General features: G+C 65.9%; 19 protein-coding genes. 10 read left to right on the forward strand and 9 right to left on the reverse strand.

Features of this window, described 5'->3' with window-relative positions:
- Positions 1-65 precede the first annotated feature (65 nt).
- Together ACH49N_RS19630 and ACH49N_RS19635 are read left to right on the forward strand one after the other, a co-directional pair.
- A complete protein-coding gene (locus tag ACH49N_RS19630; RefSeq protein WP_358273779.1) occupies positions 66-1,217 on the forward strand; it encodes a globin domain-containing protein in 1,152 nt (383 codons plus the stop codon).
- A 66-nt stretch (positions 1,218-1,283) separates the two neighbouring features.
- A complete protein-coding gene (locus ACH49N_RS19635; RefSeq protein WP_358273662.1) occupies positions 1,284-2,036 on the forward strand; it encodes an FAD-binding oxidoreductase in 753 nt (250 codons plus the stop codon).
- Positions 2,037-2,046: 10 nt separating this feature from the next.
- On the opposite strand, the gene ACH49N_RS19640 is transcribed toward ACH49N_RS19635, so the two are convergent.
- Both ACH49N_RS19640 and ACH49N_RS19645 read right to left on the reverse strand, forming a co-directional pair.
- Positions 2,047-3,210 carry a globin domain-containing protein gene (locus ACH49N_RS19640; RefSeq protein WP_358273663.1) on the reverse strand — a complete coding sequence of 388 codons (1,164 nt, stop codon included), beginning with the start codon at positions 3,208-3,210 and terminating at the stop codon, positions 2,047-2,049.
- A 111-nt stretch (positions 3,211-3,321) separates the two neighbouring features.
- Positions 3,322-4,899 (reverse strand): AMP-binding protein, encoded by a 1,578-nt coding sequence (locus tag ACH49N_RS19645; protein WP_358273664.1) that lies wholly within the window; start codon positions 4,897-4,899, stop codon positions 3,322-3,324.
- A 194-nt stretch (positions 4,900-5,093) separates the two neighbouring features.
- Here ACH49N_RS19645 and ACH49N_RS19650 point away from each other — a divergent pair, with 194 nt between their 5' ends.
- The 5 genes from ACH49N_RS19650 (at position 5,094) to ACH49N_RS19670 (ending at position 9,417) form a co-directional block, all read left to right on the forward strand.
- Positions 5,094-5,567, forward strand: a complete 474-nt coding sequence (locus ACH49N_RS19650; RefSeq protein WP_358273665.1) for a CinA family protein — start codon at positions 5,094-5,096, stop codon at positions 5,565-5,567.
- A gap of 84 nt (positions 5,568-5,651) precedes the next feature.
- On the forward strand, positions 5,652-6,059 hold the full coding sequence (locus ACH49N_RS19655; protein WP_358273666.1) for a ChaB family protein: 408 nt from the start codon (positions 5,652-5,654) through the stop codon (positions 6,057-6,059).
- On the forward strand, positions 6,056-7,237 hold the full coding sequence (locus ACH49N_RS19660; RefSeq protein ID WP_358273668.1) for a zinc-dependent alcohol dehydrogenase: 1,182 nt from the start codon (positions 6,056-6,058) through the stop codon (positions 7,235-7,237). Before ACH49N_RS19655 ends, ACH49N_RS19660 begins: the two co-directional genes overlap by 4 nt.
- A 100-nt stretch (positions 7,238-7,337) precedes the next feature.
- Positions 7,338-8,831: an FAD-dependent oxidoreductase gene (locus ACH49N_RS19665; protein WP_358273670.1), complete on the forward strand. Its 1,494-nt coding sequence runs from the start codon at positions 7,338-7,340 to the stop codon at positions 8,829-8,831.
- Positions 8,832-8,853: 22 nt separating this feature from the next.
- On the forward strand, positions 8,854-9,417 hold the full coding sequence (locus ACH49N_RS19670; RefSeq protein WP_109332788.1) for a type 1 glutamine amidotransferase domain-containing protein: 564 nt from the start codon (positions 8,854-8,856) through the stop codon (positions 9,415-9,417).
- Here ACH49N_RS19670 and ACH49N_RS19675 read toward each other — a convergent pair whose 3' ends face one another.
- The 3 genes from ACH49N_RS19675 to ACH49N_RS19685 all read right to left on the reverse strand — a co-directional run bounded on the left by ACH49N_RS19675 (position 9,418) and on the right by ACH49N_RS19685 (position 11,811).
- Entirely contained in the window at positions 9,418-9,894 is a 477-nt protein-coding gene (locus ACH49N_RS19675; protein WP_159924800.1) for a DUF4383 domain-containing protein, read from the reverse strand. It lies immediately after the preceding gene.
- Positions 9,895-9,995: 101 nt separating this feature from the next.
- Positions 9,996-11,183 (reverse strand): sensor histidine kinase, encoded by a 1,188-nt coding sequence (locus ACH49N_RS19680; RefSeq protein ID WP_358273672.1) that lies wholly within the window; start codon positions 11,181-11,183, stop codon positions 9,996-9,998.
- Position 11,184: 1 nt separating this feature from the next.
- On the reverse strand, positions 11,185-11,811 hold the full coding sequence (locus tag ACH49N_RS19685; protein ID WP_358273780.1) for a response regulator transcription factor: 627 nt from the start codon (positions 11,809-11,811) through the stop codon (positions 11,185-11,187).
- A gap of 262 nt (positions 11,812-12,073) precedes the next feature.
- Between ACH49N_RS19685 and ACH49N_RS19690 the strand changes: the two genes are divergently transcribed.
- Both ACH49N_RS19690 and ACH49N_RS19695 read left to right on the forward strand, forming a co-directional pair.
- Positions 12,074-12,550, forward strand: coding sequence for a hypothetical protein (locus tag ACH49N_RS19690; RefSeq protein WP_159924794.1), 477 nt, complete (start codon positions 12,074-12,076; stop codon positions 12,548-12,550).
- Between the two features lie 60 nt (positions 12,551-12,610).
- Positions 12,611-12,757: a hypothetical protein gene (locus tag ACH49N_RS19695; RefSeq protein WP_250772033.1), complete on the forward strand. Its 147-nt coding sequence runs from the start codon at positions 12,611-12,613 to the stop codon at positions 12,755-12,757.
- 54 nt (positions 12,758-12,811) lie between these two features.
- Here the strand turns inward: ACH49N_RS19695 and ACH49N_RS19700 are convergent, their stop codons facing one another.
- Genes ACH49N_RS19700 through dnaK form a run of 4 tightly spaced genes read right to left on the reverse strand, consistent with a single transcriptional unit; the run spans position 12,812 to position 16,905 of the window.
- On the reverse strand, positions 12,812-13,219 hold the full coding sequence (locus tag ACH49N_RS19700) for a heat shock protein transcriptional repressor HspR (protein WP_109332794.1): 408 nt from the start codon (positions 13,217-13,219) through the stop codon (positions 12,812-12,814).
- A complete protein-coding gene (dnaJ, locus tag ACH49N_RS19705; RefSeq protein ID WP_109332797.1) occupies positions 13,219-14,391 on the reverse strand; it encodes a molecular chaperone DnaJ in 1,173 nt (390 codons plus the stop codon). Before dnaJ ends, ACH49N_RS19700 begins: the two co-directional genes overlap by 1 nt.
- 22 nt (positions 14,392-14,413) lie before the next feature.
- Entirely contained in the window at positions 14,414-15,064 is a 651-nt protein-coding gene (gene grpE, locus ACH49N_RS19710) for a nucleotide exchange factor GrpE (protein WP_109332798.1), read from the reverse strand.
- Complete coding sequence (dnaK, locus tag ACH49N_RS19715; protein WP_109332799.1) at positions 15,061-16,905, reverse strand: molecular chaperone DnaK; 1,845 nt, start codon at positions 16,903-16,905, stop codon at positions 15,061-15,063. The genes grpE and dnaK overlap by 4 nt, the downstream gene beginning before the upstream one ends.
- A 347-nt stretch (positions 16,906-17,252) precedes the next feature.
- On the opposite strand from dnaK, the gene ACH49N_RS19720 reads away from it, so the two are divergent.
- Positions 17,253-17,819 (forward strand): hypothetical protein, encoded by a 567-nt coding sequence (locus tag ACH49N_RS19720; protein WP_159924792.1) that lies wholly within the window; start codon positions 17,253-17,255, stop codon positions 17,817-17,819.
- Positions 17,820-17,822: the final 3 nt, after the last annotated feature.

The raw sequence follows: 17,822 nt of genomic DNA on the forward strand, positions 1-17,822 counted from the left end.
CAGTGGTTCGTATCGACACGCACGACACAGGGGACGGCTTGACACGAGATTGCCTCGATCCGCTCGTGATTTCGCGTCTGCGCGCAAGCTTTTCGTCGATCCTCTCCACCGAGCAGGGGCGCACTCGCCTCGCCACCACCTTCTACTCCACGCTCTTCGCCGAGCATCCCGAGTTCCGGTCACTCTTCCCGGCGGCGCTCGATCAGCAGAAGCACCGACTGTTCCAGGCGCTCGAATTCGTCATCGACAATCTCGAGGACCAGGACCGCGTCCTCGGATTCCTCGCCCAGCTGGGCCGCGATCACCGCAAGTACGGCGTCGAAGGCCGGCACTACTCGGCGTCGGCGAGAGCCTTACTCGTCGCTGTCCAGGATTCGTTCACCCGGGCGATCTGGACCCCTTCCCTCACTACCGCCTGGTCGGAACTGATCGAGTTGCTGCTCCACACGATGGCCGACGCCGCCGACAACGACGACCTCCCCGCAGCATGGGGAGCCACCGTCGTCGGCCACGAACGCCTCCTCGACGACCTTGCGGTGGTCCGGCTCGAGGCCGACTCCCCGATCCCCTACGCGGCCGGCCAGTACCTCAGCGTCCAGATTCCGCAACGCCCTCGCCTGTGGCGGTACCTGTCCCCGGCCATTCCCACCAACCCGTACGGGCAGATCGAGTTCCATGTGCGTCGGGTGTCGGGCGGCTGGGTCAGTCCGGCCATCGTGAACGAGACGCAGGTGGGTGACCGTTGGCTGCTGAGCTCGCCGCTCGGCGGGCTCGAGGTCGATCGCGCCGGCGGCCGCGACGTACTCATGATCGGTTCGGGGACCGGTATCGCTCCCCTGCGCGCGCAGGTGATGGACATGGCCATGAAGGCCCAGAATCCGCGCGTGCACCTGTTCGTGGGCGGCAAGTTCCCCTGCGACCTCTACGACATCGAGACGCTCTGGCAGCTGTCGCTCAGCAATCCGTGGCTCACCGTGGTGCCCGTCTCCGAGGAAAACGAGAACCCGTGGTGGCATGCCGTACCCGTTCCCGACGAGCCACCGGGACTGCATCGACGACTACAGGGGCGGCTCGGGCAGGTGGTCGCCCGGTTCGGGTCGTGGGCCGACCGGCAGATCCAGATCTCCGGTTCGCCCGCAATGATCAAGACCACCGTGTATGCGTTGCAGGGCGGCGGCACACCACCGGAACTGATCCGGCACGATCCCCTCGTCTAGCGCCCTCGGCCCGCCGATTCGCCAGCCATCCGAAGTCCGGTTCCACGTCGGGAGAACAGCACACACATGCACGCCACGCAGACCACCTGGACCAGCACCGTCGTCGAACATCACCGCCTGCGACAAGATCTTGCGGTGATCCGCCTCGTCGGCGAGTACGTCCCGTTCCGGCCGGGTCAGTACGTCGACGTCAGCGTGCCCCAGAACCCGCGGTTGCTGCGCAGGCTGTCGCCGGCGCTGCCCCCGTCACTGGACGGCAAGCTGGAGTTCCATGTGCGGACCGTGCCAGGCGGCTGGGTGAGCGGCGACATCGTGTCGGACACCGAACCAGGTGACCAGTGGCAGATCCTCGAGCCCCGCGGAACGATGTCGGTCGACGAGGACGGGCCGGACGTGATCATGATCGCCGGAGGTACGGGGTTGGCCCCGTTCCGATCCATCCTGCTGGACCTCGCGCGGAAGCCGAATCTGCCGCGGGTCTTCCTGTTCGTCGGCGACCGGACGCCACGGGACCTCTACGCGTCCGACATGCTCTACCTGCTGTTGCAGAACCTGCCCTGGCTCACCGTGGTCCCGGTGGTGGAGAGCATCGCGAATCCCGACTGGGCCGACGAATGGCACGAGCGGACGAGGGTGGACGTCGGGTTCTCCGACGACGACCTCATCGAGGGCACCCTGCCCGACGTCGTGACGTCCTACGGGGCCTTCACCGACCATCAGGTACTGGTGTGCGGGTCGGCAGCCATGGTGCGCGCCACCCTGGACCGCCTCCGAGATACCGGAACACCGGCCGAGAACATCCAGTACGACCCGTACTGACCGGACGGAATCAGTACGACGGATCGTGCCGGATGTTCTCCGGCGGAGTTCCCGCCGCCTGCAGCCGGAACCTGGTGGTATTGATCATCGCCTCGGAACCGACCAGCTGGATGTCGCGCTCGGACCACGTTCCGAAGTCGGCGACGACCTGGCCGACCTTGCCGGTGAGCCTGCGGTGCATGCCGGGCAGCGTCGCGCTGCTGGGACCGGTGTACCACCAGGGGTCCTCGTCTTCTTCGGTGACGGGCACGACGGTGAGCCACGGATTCTGTTCGGCAAGAGCCCACAGCGTGCCCAGGTCGTACAGGTCGCAGGGATAGCGGCCTGCGAAGAACAGATGTACCCGAAGATTCTGGGGACGCCGCGCCATGTCGAGTATCTGGGCGCGCAGCGGGGCGATGCCGGTACCCGAACCGATCATCAGGACGTCGCGGCCGTTCTCGAACCGGACTCCGAGGTCGCCGAGCGGTGATCCGACCACCCACCGCTCACCCACCTGTGTCTGGGTGACGATGGCCGGACTGACCCAGCCGCCGGACACCCGGCGTATGTGGAACTCGATGATGCCCTCGTCGTTGGGCGGGTTCGCCGGCGAGAGATAGCGCCACATCCTGGGCCGTGAGGGCACCTGCACGCTCACGTACTGGCCGGGGTTGTAGCTCATCGGCTCGTCGAGTCGGAGCCGGACCACCGAGATGTCCTTGCGAACCGGTAGATGCTCGATGACGGTGGCACCCCACGCCGGTGGTCCCGACTCGGCGTTCGCGGCGTCCATCATGGTGGCGGCGATGACGGAGAGCACGTCACGCCACGCCTGCTCGAGTTCGTCGGTCCACGGCTCGCTGGACGGAAATTGTTCCACCGCGGCGATCAGGGAATTACCCACCGCGACGTAGTGCGCGTCCTGGACGCCGTACTTGCGGTGGTCGCGGCCGAGCTGCGCCAGATAGGTGAGGATCTGCCCGGACTGCTCGAGGCGGTCGATCACATACTGGACAGCGGAGATCAATCGGTCGCGCTGCACATCCATCGCCGCAGGGAAGAAGTCACGTGTCTCCGGATACCGTGCGAACAACAGGGCATAGAACGACCCCGACAGCGTCTGCGGCCCGTCCGGTACTGCTGCAATTGCCTTGAAGCTCGACCGGACCAGGGATATTGCCTGTGAATCCACCGCGCATCCTCGTCACCGACTGAACGCGGCCACGCCGCGAAGTACTTGGGCAGACTATAGGTGCGGCGGCTGTGCCGCCGACCAGGTCCCTCGATAGATGCCCAGGTCCCGCTAACCGACCGACCGGTCCGACGTCTCCCAGTAGCGCGCCCGCAGCGCCTTCTTGTCCAGTTTGCCCAGAGCCGTCACCGGAAGCGTCTCGACGAAATCGACCGACTTGGGCGCATGAACCGACCCCTTCGCCGCCCGCACCCTTTCGACGAGTTCCGCCGCATCGACACTCTGCCCGGCGCGCAGCACAACACAGGCCTTGACTGCTTCCCCCCACTTCTCGTCCGGAACGCCCACGACGGCGACCGAGCCGACGGCGGGATGCGCCGAGATCACGTCTTCGACCTCCCGGGGAAACACGTTGAAGCCGCCAGTGACGATCATGTCCTTCTTGCGGTCGACGATGGTCATGAAACCGTCCTTGTCCTTGCGCGCGATGTCGCCCGTGTGCAGCCATCCACCGCGGAACGCCTCGGCAGTCTCTTCGGGCTTCTTCCAGTACCCCTTCATGACGAGTGGACCGCGGACACAGATCTCCCCGAGTTCACCTTGCGGAACTTCGTTGAGGTCGTCGTCGAGCAGCGCCACCTTCAGCCACGGCACCGGCCGGCCACAGGTGGCGAGCCTGCTGGGGTCGTTGGGCAGATGCTCCTCTTTACGCAGAACCGCAATGGTCATGCCGCATTCGGTCTGGCCGTAGAACTGAAAGAAGATCGGCCCGAACTTCTCGATGCCTTCTTTCAGCCTCGCCGGCGACATCGCCGAGGCGCCATAGAACAGTGTCTCCAGGCTCGACACGTCGCGCCGGGCGAGGTCGGGATGATCCATCAGGAGGTAGATCATGGTGGGCACGAGCATGGTGGCCGAGATCTTGTGTTTCTCGATTGCCTCCAGCACGGCACCGGGCTCGAACGCGGGCAGCACGATCAGCGCGCCACCTCGCAGCAGGGTGGGAATGAAGAAGGCGGCGCCGGCATGCGACAGCGGCGTGCAGATGAGGAAGCGCGGCTCTTCCGGCCACTGCCACTCCGCCATCTGGATCTGATTGAGGGTGGCGCCGGACTGGTAGGACCCGACGACGCCCTTGGGCTTGCCCGTCGTGCCGCCGGTGTAGACCATGCTGCTGTTGTCCTCGGCGTCCACCTCAGCCGCGCGCAGGCGTTGCGGAGTAAAAGTGGCGGCGAGCGCCAGGATGTCGATACCGACCTCGGACGGCCCCAGCGACAACACGTTCTCGATGGACGAACACTGCTCCTTCAGCTGTGCCGCGCGGTCCTCGAAAGCGTTCGGGTCGAAGATCAAAGTTTCGATTTCGGCGTCGCCGACGATGTACAGATGGTCGTCGAGCGAACCCATCGGATTGAGGGCACTCGCGCGGCATCCGGAGATCATGGTCGCGCCCATGCTGATGAGAACCTCGGGCCGGTTCTTGGACAGCATCGCCGTGCTGGTGCCCTTGCCGATTCCGAGCGAGGCCAGTGCCTGCGCGAAGCAACTGATCTGATCGCGCATCTCACCGCCGGTGAGGACGACGTCGCCGAGGTACAGGGCCGGCTTGTCGGTGTTGCGTTCCAGCGCGGTGATGAGGAGATCGGCCGCGAAGGCGGGGCGATGCAGTTGTGCGAGCTCGTCGGTCATCAGTCGTCCTTTTCGTTCCCGCGACGCCGAGGCGCTTGGTCCGGCGACCTGGTGTCCGTTGTCCTCCGGTCCCCGACACCATAACCGGATTTCGGCAAAACTGGAACCTGTTCCACTGATGCGATGGGGTCGTCGTCGACCAGCGCTTCCCCTTTACCCGAGAGCCTGCGGGGCGGTTCCGTTAACGTGAAGACATGGGTTCGAACGAGACGACCGCCGAACGTATCGCCGACGCGGCCGGGCGCGCACAGGTGTCCGTCGCGACTGCCGAATCACTGACCGGCGGCCAGATTTCCTGTGTCCTCGGAGCCGCGCCGTCGTCGTCGGATTGGTACCGGGGCAGCATCGTGGCCTACTCCAGCGAAGTGAAGCATCGGGTACTGAAGGTGCCGGAGGGTCCCGTCGTGAGCGAGGCCAGTGCCCGCGCCATGGTGGCAGCGGTCGCCGAGATACTCGACGCCGACGTCGCTGTTGCGGTGACGGGTGCCGGTGGACCGGACCCGCAGGACGGTCAGCCGCCCGGCACCGTGTGGTTCGGCGTCATCGCAGGCGGTGAGGTCAGCGCCGAGTTGCAGCACTTCGACGGCGACCCGAAGGACGTGGTGGACGCCACCACCGAGCATGCGCTCTCGCTCCTCGCGAAGACCCTCGACGGACTGTCCGACTGACGCCCGCGGGCGCACGCCCCGATTGAGCCCGTCCTCCCCGGGTACCCGTGCTCGAAAGGGCACCACCCACGTGAGGAGGATCCCGTGCCGAAGACCACCCAGAGTGGAAAGCCGAAGAAGAGCGAACTTCCCTCGACGCTGCAGAAGTCACCGGACAAGGCCCAGCGCACGTTCACGAAGGCCTACGACTCGGCGATGGACGAGTACCACGACGAAGAGCGCGCCCACCGCGTCGCCTACGCGGCACTCAAGCACAGCTTCGAGAAGGTGGGAGACCACTGGGAAGCGAAGGACGAGAAGGGCCCCTCGGACAAGCGGGCGGAGGGCGGCGGCCCGAATGCGTCGGGAGAGACCGCCGAGGGAGTCGACGCCAACGCCAGCAAAGACCACCTGATGGACATTGCCCGCAGGCTCGATGTTTCCGGTCGATCGACGATGAAGAAGGACGAACTGGTGGAGGCCATCAAGAAGGCGAATCGGAGAGCGCGATGAGGGCGGTGACCTGGCAGGGTAAGCGGAAGGTCAGCGTGGACACCGTCTCTGATCCGGTGATCGAACAGCCCACCGACGCCATCATCGAAGTCACGACCACGAACATCTGCGGGTCCGACCTCCATCTCTACGAGGTGCTGGGCGCCTTCATGAAGCAGGGCGACATCCTCGGTCACGAGCCCATGGGCATCGTCCGTGAGGTGGGGTCTGCAGTCACCGATGTTCGGGTCGGGGACCGCGTCGTCATCCCGTTCCAAATTTCTTGCGGCGCGTGTTACATGTGCAATCAGAAGTTGTACACCCAGTGCGAGGTCACCCAGATTCGTGAGCACGGATCCGGTGCGGCCCTGTTCGGGTACTCGAAGTTGTACGGCAGCGTCCCCGGCGGCCAGGCGCAGTACCTCCGGGTCCCGCACGTGGCGAACACGCACATCACCGTGCCCGAAGGACCTCCGGATTCGCGGTTCGTCTACCTGTCCGACGTGTTGCCGACCGCCTGGCAGGCGGTGGAATACGCTGCCGTACCCGACGGCGGTTCCGTCGTCGTTCTGGGGCTCGGCCCGATCGGGGACATGGCGGCACGAATCGCCGCGCACAAGGGTTTTCGGGTCATCGGGGTCGATCTCGTCCCCGAGCGCCTCGCCCGTGCGCAGGCGCGGCAGATCGAGACAGTGGACTTGAACGACGCCAAGGACGATCTGGGCGACGTGATCCGCGAGATGACCGATGGGCGTGGCCCCGACTCCGTCATCGACGCGGTGGGCATGGAAGCCCACGGGTCGCCGGGTGCGAAACTCCTCCATCAGATGACGTCCTTCTTGCCGGACGCCATCGCGGGACCGCTGATGACGACGGCCGGAGTGGACCGGTTGCACGCGCTGTATTCGGCCATCGACATCGTCCGCCGGGGTGGCACGATCTCCCTGAGCGGTGTGTACGGCGGAATGGCGGACCCCATGCCGATGCTCCGTTTGTTCGACAAGCAGATTCAGCTCCGCATGGGGCAGGCGAACGTCCTGCGGTGGGTCCCGGACATCCTTCCGTTGCTCACCGACGACGACCCGCTGGGCGTCGACACCTTCGCCACTCACGAGCTTCCGCTGGATCAGGCGCCGCACGCCTACGACATCTTCCAGAAGAAGCAGGACGGCGCAGTGAAGATTCTGCTGCGGCCGTAGTCCGTCCGGGCTTTCTGCACGAAAACCCTTCGGGTGCTGCGCCGCCCGGCACCCGAAGGTGCGTCGTTTCAACGACAGATCAGAAGGGAAAGCGCACACCATGACCTCTCTGTGGCTCGACCGCGCCGAACCGTTCAGCCTTTCCGTCGACGCCGAGCAGTCCTGGAACGAGCGCGGAAGATACGACACGGTGGTGGTGGGCGGCGGCCTGACCGGCCTCGTCACGGGGTTGCTGCTCGCGCGTTCCGGCCAGCGGGTGGCAGTCGTGGAAGCCCGGACTCTCGGGGCTGTCACCACCGGAAACACCACGGGCAAGGTCAGTATCCTGCAAGGCACACGGCTTGCCGAGATCGCGCGCCGGCATGCCACGCACACACTCCGCTCGTACGTCGAAGGCAATCTCGAGGGCCAGCAATGGTTGATCCGCTACTGCCACGAACGCGACATCCCCGTCGGCATCGCACCGGATTTCACCTACGCGCAGACGTCCTCGGGCACCGAATCCGTTCAGGCACAGTACGCCGCGTGCCGCGCCGCCGGACTGTCCGCGCGACTCGTCAGCGACCTCGACATCCCGGTGCCGAATGCCGGGGCGGTCACTCTGGACGATCAGGCGTACATCGATCCGATGCCCGTACTGCAGGCACTCGCGCGAGACATCCTCTCCCACGGCGGGAACGTTTTCGAACGTCGGCGGGTGACCGGCGCACGCTCGGTGCCGAAGTCGCACGTTCTCACCACCGACCACGGCGACATTCGAGCCGACCGGGTAGTTCTGGCAACGGGTATACCGATACTCGACCGTGGCGGCTTCTTCGCGCGGCTCTCGCCGGAGCGGTCGTATGCCGCGGCATTCGACATCCCCGGCGGCGCACCCGACGCCATGTATCTGAGCGCCGATCAGCCCACCCGCTCGCTGCGCCCCGCCGCGGACGGAACGAAGCTGCTCGTCGGCGGCAACGGTCACGAAGTCGGGCGCACCGACTCGGCTCAGGGTGCCGTCGACGATCTGATCGGTTGGACGACCCAGCACTTCCCCGGCACCACCCTCACCCACCGCTGGTCGGCCCAGGACTACTCGTCACTCGACAAGCTGCCCTATGTCGGCCCGCTCGTACCGGGACAGGAGGGCATTCTCGTCGCGACCGGATTCGCCAAGTGGGGCATGACCAACGCCGTCTCCGCCGCTCTCGTACTGTCCGCACGCATCCTCGGCGGGCACATCCGCTGGGCCGACGCGTTCCACAGTTGGTCGCCCCACCAGGTATTCGACGTAACTGCCGCCGCCAAACTCAACGGCTCCGTCGCCGTCCACCTCGCCTCGGGATGGGGCGGTGCGCTCCTCGGTCGCCGCACTGCAGACGACCCCGCACCGTCCGCCCGTGTAATCCGGGAAGGACTGGTCCCCGTCGGTGAGCACACGAAGGACGGCCACACCGAGCGCGTCTGCGTGGTGTGCCCCCACCTGGGCGGGGTGCTGAAGTGGAACGACGCCGAAGAAACCTGGGACTGCCCCCTCCACGGTTCCCGGTTCGCCTCCGACGGCAAGGTCCTGGAGGGCCCGTCGACCCACGACCTACGTCGCGTTACCTGAAAATCGAACGAAGGGAGTAGCCATGACATCGGCTGAAACACTGCGCGGCCGGAAAGTTGCCATCCTCGCCACCGACGGCGTCGAAGAGGTCGAGCTCGTCGAACCACGCAGGGCAGTCGAGGACGCCGGCGCGGAAGTACGTCTGATTTCGCTGTCCCCCGGCCGTATTCAGGCCATGAAGTCGGACGTCAACGAGGCCGGGACCTACGAGGTCGACGCCGTTGTCGGTGATGTGTCCGTGGAGGACTTCGACGCGTTGATCCTTCCCGGCGGCACCACCAACCCCGACCACCTGCGCCAGGACGAGTCGGCAGTCGGCTTCGTCCGCGACTTCGTGAACTCCGGCAGACCTGTCGGCGTCATCTGCCACGGACCCTGGACCCTGGTCGAGGCCGACGTGGTCCGCGGCCGCACACTCACGTCCTATCCGAGCGTGCGCACAGATATTCGCAATGCGGGCGGCAACGTCGTCGACGAAGAGGTCGTGGTCGACAACGGATTGGTGTCGAGCCGCAACCCCGACGACCTCCCCGCCTTCTGTTCGAAGATCGTCGAGGAGTTCGCCGAGGGTCGCCACGACCGGTAATCAGTCCATGGGCGAATGCGGACGGGTCGCGTCGGTTGCCGGCGTGGCCCCCATCCGTGCCGTCAGCACACCCAGTCCGATCATCCCGATCCCGAGCACGAAGTGCAGCCAGTTGTCGGCCGTGTTGACCGGCACGAAGTTCGCGGAACTTTCCTGATCGATGAGGAGCCCGTAGATCCACAGCACGAGATAGATGACGCCACCGCCGATGAGGAACAGGCGTGCGGTGTGTGCCGCCCGGGCCAGGACGATGCCGGCCACACCGAACAGCAGGTGCACGACGTTGTGCAGGATCGACACCTGGAAGATCCCCAGCAGCTTCGCTTCCGAGTGGTGGCCCGCACCGCTGAGGGCGTCGTAGTCGGTGGTGATTCCCGGAATGAACCCGAGTATCCCGACGAGCAAGAACACCGCACCCACGGCGAGGGCAGCGATCTGCACCGGCGAACGGGTGACAGACGCATCACGTGTACTCATAGCACTCCTTTTCTAGGCGACATCTCAGGCGACATCTTTCTGGGCGAACATCGGATGCTCACCGTTTACCCAGCGTGGAATGCCATCAACCGATTGGGCGCTCAGCCTGCGTCGGGCACGGTGACCACCACCCGCGTTCCCCTCCCGGGCGCCGAGGTCAGATCGAACGAGCCGCCGAAACTTTCTACCCGGACGATGTGTGACGCCAGCCCGATATGGCCCTGCGCCACCCGCTTCGGAACGACGGCGGGGTCGAATCCGGCGCCGTCGTCCTCGACCGTCATGACCAACCGCCCGCGCTCGCGGGTGAGCCGCAACTCGACGGTCGTGGCCTGAGCATGCCTGCCCACGTTCGCCAGAAGTTCACTGGCCACCCGGTAGAGCAGTTCCTTCGCGGCCGGATGCCCCACCTCGTCGAGGGCCGTCCGCACCTCGAGGACACCGCGGCGTGCATGCGCGTCGGCCAGTTCGCGCAACGCCGCGGTGAGTCCGAGCTGGGCGAGCACCTGGGGATGCAGCGTCGTCACCGTGGAGCGCAGTTGACCGGCGGCCTCTCGTAACGCGGACTCGGCAGCGGTGAGCCTGTCGTCCGGATGCCTCTCCAGGGCCTCCTCGACGTCGAGGCGGGCGGCGAGGACGTTCTGCAACGGGCCGTCGTGCACATTCTCGGCCAGCTGCCTGCGTTCGCGTTGTTCGGCATCCATCGATTCGGCGACCAACTGTTTACGGACGTCGAGCAGTGAGATGACGGTGGCCGAACGCCGGACGAGGACATAGGACAGCGCAGTGGTCGCGGCCGCGAGCCACAACAGGAAGCCGACGTACAGGTACACCTCGTCCGGGAAGCCGACGGCATCGTCGCGCTTGGAGTACACGATCCAGACGGCCTGATAACCCACGGCCGTACAGAGTCCGACTATCGCCGTCAGGCGGGGCCGGTACTGGAACGCCACCGAGATCGGCAGCAGGAAGAACACCGGCAGCAATACCGACGTCGCACCGCCCGAGGCGATACACAAGGCCAGCACTGCGGTGACGTCGACGGCGGTGGACGCCCACCCCGCCCAAGGGCCCACCTCCCGCATGAGCACGACGGCGAGCCAGATCACGGCGACGAGTGCGTAGACGATGAGCAGACCGGTGAAAACATCCGGCTGCCAATGCGATACGTGGATCACCGGGCCCAGCAAAGCCATGAGCCCGATGAGCGGCAACCGGAGCACAGCCGTGACCCGAACCGCTTCGGTGGTGTAGCGCCGGACTACGCGCCGCTGGAAGGGAGCCGGCACGTCATTCCAACAGCCCGCGTCGCATCGCCTCGGCGACGGCGGCGGCCCGATCGCTCACACCCAGCTTGTCGTACAGGCGTTGTACATGCGTCTTCACCGTCGACGGAGCGAGATACAGCTCGCGGGCGATCGTGGGGATGCTCTGCCCCTGGGCGATCAACGCCAGCACCTCCCGCTCGCGGCCACTGAGTGTGGGCCCGGCCGGTTCACTGCGGCGACGAACTTCGCCTGCCAGTCCCGCGGCCAGGGACGCCGGCAGCACGTCGCGGCCCTGAGCGCACTCGCGTACCGCCCTGACGATCTCGGCGCGGGTCGACTCCTTCGGCAGGAATCCCGCGGCCCCCTCCTGCAGCGCGTGATATACGATCGCCGACTCGTCATGGGCCGACAGCAGAAGCACTCGCGTGGTCAATTCGGCATTGCGCACCGCCGCTGCTACCTGCGCACCGTCGAGTTCGGGCATGCGGTAATCGAGCAGCGCCACATCCGGCACCAGGTCGCGGATGAGTGCGAGGGCCGCGGCACCGTCGTCGGCCTCCCCGACCACCTCGATGTCCTCGCTCGCGACGAGCGCCCGGACCACTCCGTCCCGGAAGATCGGATGGTCGTCGCCCACCACGACACGCACGATGCTCACGGCGCGGCTCGATGCGATGTGACTCCGGCGAAGCCCATTGCTCACTTTCTCACGAGACGAGGCCCGCGCGGAGCACTTCGCGGCGAAGGTGTCCCCCGATCGGTGGACCTCGAGTTCATCCCGCTCTCCGTCCTGTCGGTGGACAGACGTCGGCCCTGATCCGCGACATAGTTGATGCACACCGGAAATGGGACACGGAAACCGAGTTCCACTCCGCTACAGACTCTTTCCACCAAGCACAGGAGAAGCCACCATGCGTACCCCCACCCGCCGCCGCGTAGCCCTGTTTTTCGCCCTACCCGCCACGGTACTGACCGTCGCCGGTCTCGCCGTGGCCGCAAGCGGTGTCGCCACCGCCGGAACGATGCCGACGTCGGGCCCCACGATCGCGATGACGATCAGCAACGACACCGACCTGCCGATGGTCCTCGCGGGTTCGTCGAACCCCTACGGGCAGTGGATTCAAGCGCCGTCGGACTACCTCGCCCCGCACAGCAGCCAGATCGTGAAGGCATTCTCCAACGACCCGAACGGCGTCGAGGTGGACGCCACCTACTCGCTACCCGGTGGTGCTCAGGCCGTGTTCAGCGCCGACAACTACAGCAACACCACCGACGTGGACGGCACTCGCGTGGACGCCGACTTCGGCCACACCTACGGCATCAGCAGCTGGATCGACTCCGGCTACCCGAACATGAACGTCGGCTACCACCTGTACGGACATCCCTGACGATTCCGGCCAACTACCGATCCCTATCGACCACCGAACTTTCGACGAAAGCCAGAGACCATGATCATGCACGTCGACAACACCCCCACCCCGACAGTCTCCCGAACGATGTGGACCACCGAGGAGATCAAGGCACGTCTCGAGGAGATGGACATTCCGCGCACACGCACTCGCCGCGTGTCCCGCTGGGGCAGCCGCGACCGATAACCGCTGGGTCAGCGTTTGTGTCACCGCTGGGTCAGCGCTTGTGTCACCGCTGGGTCAGCGCTTGTGTCTGGGCTTCCAGACGACGAGTGCGTTGCTGCGGGGGATGGGAACGAGGTCACGCCGGTAGCCGGCGTGTACCTGAGCGAGTTCCTCGGCCAGCTCCCGCACCCGGTGTTGCAGCGCTTCCACCTGATTGGTGAGTTCGATGATGCGCTTGATACCGGCGAGATTGACACCCTCGTCCTGGGAGAGCCGCTGGACCTCGCGGAGCAGTGCGACGTCGCGCGGGGAATAGCGTCGGCCGCCACCCTGGGTGCGGTGCGGGGTGACGAGGCCCAGACGGTCGTAGTTACGCAACGTCTGGGCGTGCATCCCCGCAAGCTCCGCCGCTACCGAGATCACGAAGATCTGGGCATCGGGGTCAACGGACGCGTCGTGTGGTTCCTGAGTTGTATCGGTCATCACGCACCTGCCCACCCGGCCCTGGGGTCGAACCCACTGGCCTTTTCGGCTTCCAGATAGGTTTTCAATGCGTCGACAGCGGGGTCGTCCAGTTTCTGCGGTACCGCAATCTTGACGGTGACCAGCAAGTCACCTGCCCCGCCGCCACGCTTCGGGACGCCTCTGCCGCGGACGCGGAGGATGCGTCCGTCCGCTGTTCCCGCCGGAATCTTCACGCCGACACGCCCCTCCAAGGTGGGGACAGAGACGGTCGTACCGAGCACGAGTTCACCGTAGCTGACCGGCACCACTACGGTGAGGTCGTCGCCGTTGCGGCCGAACACCTTGTCGGGTCGCACCCGCACGGTGACGAAGAGATCACCCGACGGCGCACCGCGCAGGCCCGCCTCCCCCTGCCCGGCCAGCCGGATCTTCTGGCCGTCACTGACACCGGCCGGAACGCGGACCGTGATGGTGCGGGTGCGGTTGGTCACCCCGTTGCCGTGGCACACCTCGCACGGAGAATCGATGATGGAGCCGGTACCGCGGCAGTCGTCACACGGTTCGCTGAAACCGAAAGCACCCTGGTTGCGGCTGACGATTCCGGTTCCGTTGCATCGGGGGCATACCCGCGGGCTGGTTCCCGGCTTGGCTCCGCTGCCGTGGCACGTGGTGCACGGCGATGGGCTGGTGAGGCGCAGCGGAACCGTGACACCGAGAGTGGCCTCGCGGAATTCGAGCGTCGTCTCGGTCTCCACGTCGCTTCCACGACGCGGACGACTGGACGTGCGGGTGGCGCCGCCGCCGGCACCGCGGTTGAACAGTCCTCCGAAGAGGTCACCGAGTCCGTCGGCCGCGGCGCCGCCACCGCCGAACAGGTCGTTGATGTCGAAACCGCCCTGGCTGAAGCCTCCACCGGCGCCGGGGCTGAATCCACCCCGGCCGAAACCGCCGCTGGCGAACAGGCGCCGGGCTTCGTCGTACTCCTTGCGTTTGGCGGGATCCGACAGAACGGCGTGCGCCTCACTGACGGACTTGAACCGCTCCTCCGCCTTGGTGTCGCCGGGGTTCGCATCCGGGTGGAGGTCGCGGGCGAGCTTGCGATACGCCTTCTTGATCTCGTCCGCGGACGCGTCGGACGAGACGCCCAGCTCCTTGTAGAAGTCCTTCTCGATCCACTCCCGTTGGCTCACTGGGCGTCTCCTCCTCTCGCTCTTATTCTTGTTCCGACTCGGCGGGCTGTGCAGCCTCGTCGGAGGTGTTCTCGCCGCCTTCGACGCGATCGATCACAGCTACCATCGCATGCCGCAGGACGCGGTCACCGAATTTGTAGCCCTTTCGCATCACAGTGCCCAGCACGGGGTCGTGACCGTCTCCCTCGTGCTGCACTGCCTCGTGCAGCGACGGGTCGAACGGATCGCCCTCCGCCCCGAACTCGCTCAGACCCAGAGAGGTGAGCGCGCCGGTGAGCTTGTCTGCCACAGCCTTGAGCGGCCCCGAGTCGAGGTCGCCGTGGCTGCGTGCCCGATCGAGATCGTCGAGCACACCGATGAGTTCACCGACCACCGACGCCTTGGCCGACTCGATGTCGACCTGCTTGTCACGCTGGACGCGGCGACGGTAGTTCGCGTACTCGGCCTGCAGTCGCTGCAGGTCGGCGGTGCGCTCGGCAAGCTCGTCCCGCTCGGGCGCAGCAGCCTGCTCCTGCACTTCCCCTTCATCCACCGAGCCGGGTTGCGGAGCGGCGGCGGCGCCCGCGAGGGACTCCGTCACCGGTTCCGCTTCCCGCACCTGACCGGTCTCGGGGTCGATCTTCCGCTTGTCCACGAAAGTGACCGGTTCCTGCTCGGTGTTGTCGGACGTCACTTCTTCTCCGCGTCGGAAGGCTCGTCCACGACCTCGGCGTCGACCACGTCATCGGAGCCGTTGCTGCCGGCGCCGTCGGTGTTCGCCGCCTCTTCAGCAGCGCTCGCCTCGTAGATCGCCTGGCCCAGGGCCTGCGACTCCGTGGCCAGCTTCTCCACCGCGGACTTGACCGCGGCGATGTCCGTGCCGGCCAGGGCGTCGTTGGCTTCCTTGATGGCAGCCTCGACCTTCTCCTTGACGTCTCCGGACACCTTGTCCTCGTTGTCCTTGATGAACTTCTCGGTCTGGTGCACCAGCGACTCGGCCTGGTTGCGAACCTCGGCCTCCTCGCGACGCGCCTTGTCTTCCTCGGCGTGCGCTTCGGCGTCCTTGATCATGCGGTCGATCTCTTCCTTGGACAGACCGGAGCCGTCCTGGATCTTGATCGTGTTTTCCTTGCCGGTGCCCTTGTCCTTCGCGGTCACGTGCACGATGCCGTTGGCATCGATGTCGAAGGTGACCTCGATCTGCGGCACGCCCCGCGGGGCGGGCGGCAGTTCGGTGAGCTCGAAGGAACCGAGGAGCTTGTTGTGCGAGGCGATCTCGCGCTCACCCTGGAACACCTGAATCTGCACCGACGGCTGATTGTCGTCGGCCGTGGTGAAGGTCTCGGACCGCTTGGTCGGGATGGTGGTGTTGCGCTCGATGAGCTTGGTCATCACCCCACCCTTGGTCTCGATACCGAGGGACAGCGGCGTGACGTCGAGGAGCAGCACGTCCTTGACCTCACCCTTGAGGACACCGGCCTGCAGGGCAGCGCCCACCGCGACGACCTCGTCCGGGTTCACGCCCTTGTTGGGCTCACGGCCGCCGGTGAGCTCGCGCACCAGGTCGGAGACGGCGGGCATGCGGGTGGAACCACCGACGAGCACGACGTGGTCGATGTCCTTGACCGCGATACCGCTGTCCTTGATGACTGCCTGGAACGGGGCGCGGGTGCGGTCGAGCAGATCGGAGGTGATCTTCTGGAATTCGCTGCGCGAGAGCTGCTCGTCGAGGAACAGCGGGTTCTTGTCCGCGTCGACGGTGATGTAGGGCAGGTTGATCGAGGTGCTCTGCGAGGAGCTCAGCTCGATCTTCGCCTTCTCCGCCGCCTCACGCAGGCGCTGCAGCGCCATCTTGTCCTTGGTCAGGTCGATGCCGTTCTGACTCTTGAACTTCTCCACGAGCCAGTCGACGATGCGCTGATCCCAGTCGTCACCACCGAGGTGGTTGTCACCGGAGGTGGCGCGGACCTCGACGACGCCGTCACCGATCTCGAGCAGTGAGACGTCGAAGGTGCCGCCACCGAGGTCGAACACCAGAATGGTCTGTTCCTTGTCGCCCTTGTCCAGGCCGTAAGCGAGTGCCGCGGCGGTGGGCTCGTTGACGATGCGCAGCACGTTCAAGCCGGCGATCTGGCCGGCTTCCTTCGTGGCCTGCCGCTGGGCGTCCTCGAAGTAGGCGGGGACAGTGATCACGGCGTCCGTGATGTCTTCACCCAGGTATGCCTCGGCGTCACGCTTGAGCTTCATGAGCGTGCGCGCGCTGATTTCCTGAGGGGTGTACTTCTTGCCGTCGATTTCCACGTTCCAGTCGGTGCCGATGTGGCGCTTGACGGAGCGGATGGTGCGGTCGACGTTGGTGACCGCCTGGTTCTTGGCTGGCTGGCCGACCAGCACCTCACCGTTCTTGGCGAAGGCGACGATCGACGGGGTGGTGCGAGAGCCTTCGGCGTTGGCGACCACTACGGGCTCGCCGCCTTCCAGCACAGACACGACCGAGTTCGTTGTACCGAGGTCGATACCGACCGCACGAGCCATAGTGTTCCTCACTTTCGTTTTGCAGTTCCGGGGGCAGAGTTTTTTCGTACCGAACTGCGATGTTGGCGCTTGGTGAGCGCCCTCGGCTCAAGTTTGCACCCGAACCGCGTCGGGAGTCAATTCGAACTTGAGTCCAGGGCACTCAAGGTTGTCAGAAGGCTCAACGGGCCGTACTCCGGATTTGTTCCCAGTCGCTGCGGACAACTTCCGGGTCGTCGAGACGGTGAATGTACCTTTCGGCGCATCTGAGGCGTCGAAAGGTACATTCACCCGGTGGTGGGTGTGTCCGGCCGAACCACCAAGCGAGTCGGCACGGTCGCTCGCGACATCTCGATAGGATTCCCACCGTGACGACACCCGAACAACCGCCACGGCGCCCGGCCCCGCCGCGGCCCGTCCCGCCCCGTCCGGAGTTCGCGGTTACGCCCCTGCGCACCGCGCCGACCGACTCCACACCGAAGGCAGTGACGGTCTCACTGACCGCGTGGGTAGGTTCGTTCGTCGTTCTCGCCGGCATCGCGGGCGCCGTGGCTCTGGACCTTCGCGCCGTGCGTGATGCACTCGAGGCCTCGGTGGCCGCGGAGAATCCCGCCGACTCCGCACAGGACATCACCGACACGGTGAACTTCACGCTGATTGCCAGCGGCGCCATCGCGGTCGTGCTGATTCTCCTGGCACTCCTCGGCATACAGCTCCTCCGGGCCCGAAAAATGGCGGGCCTCGTCACGCTGGTGGTGATCGGCCTCCTCAGCGCGGCCGGTGGCGTCGGATTCTGGACCCTTCTGTCGGACGCCGGCGACGCCACGGCCGGGGTGTTGCAATGGGCGCCGCTGGCCTACAGCGCACTGGTCGCCGTCGGCGTCCTCGCCCTGTTCGCGCCCGGCGTGTCCGCCTGGTTGCACCGACGCCGTTGATCC

It is taken from the genome of Rhodococcus sp. NPDC019647 (assembly GCF_044389235.1).
GTDB classification, from domain to species: Bacteria; Actinomycetota; Actinomycetes; order Mycobacteriales; family Mycobacteriaceae; genus Rhodococcus_F; species Rhodococcus_F oxybenzonivorans.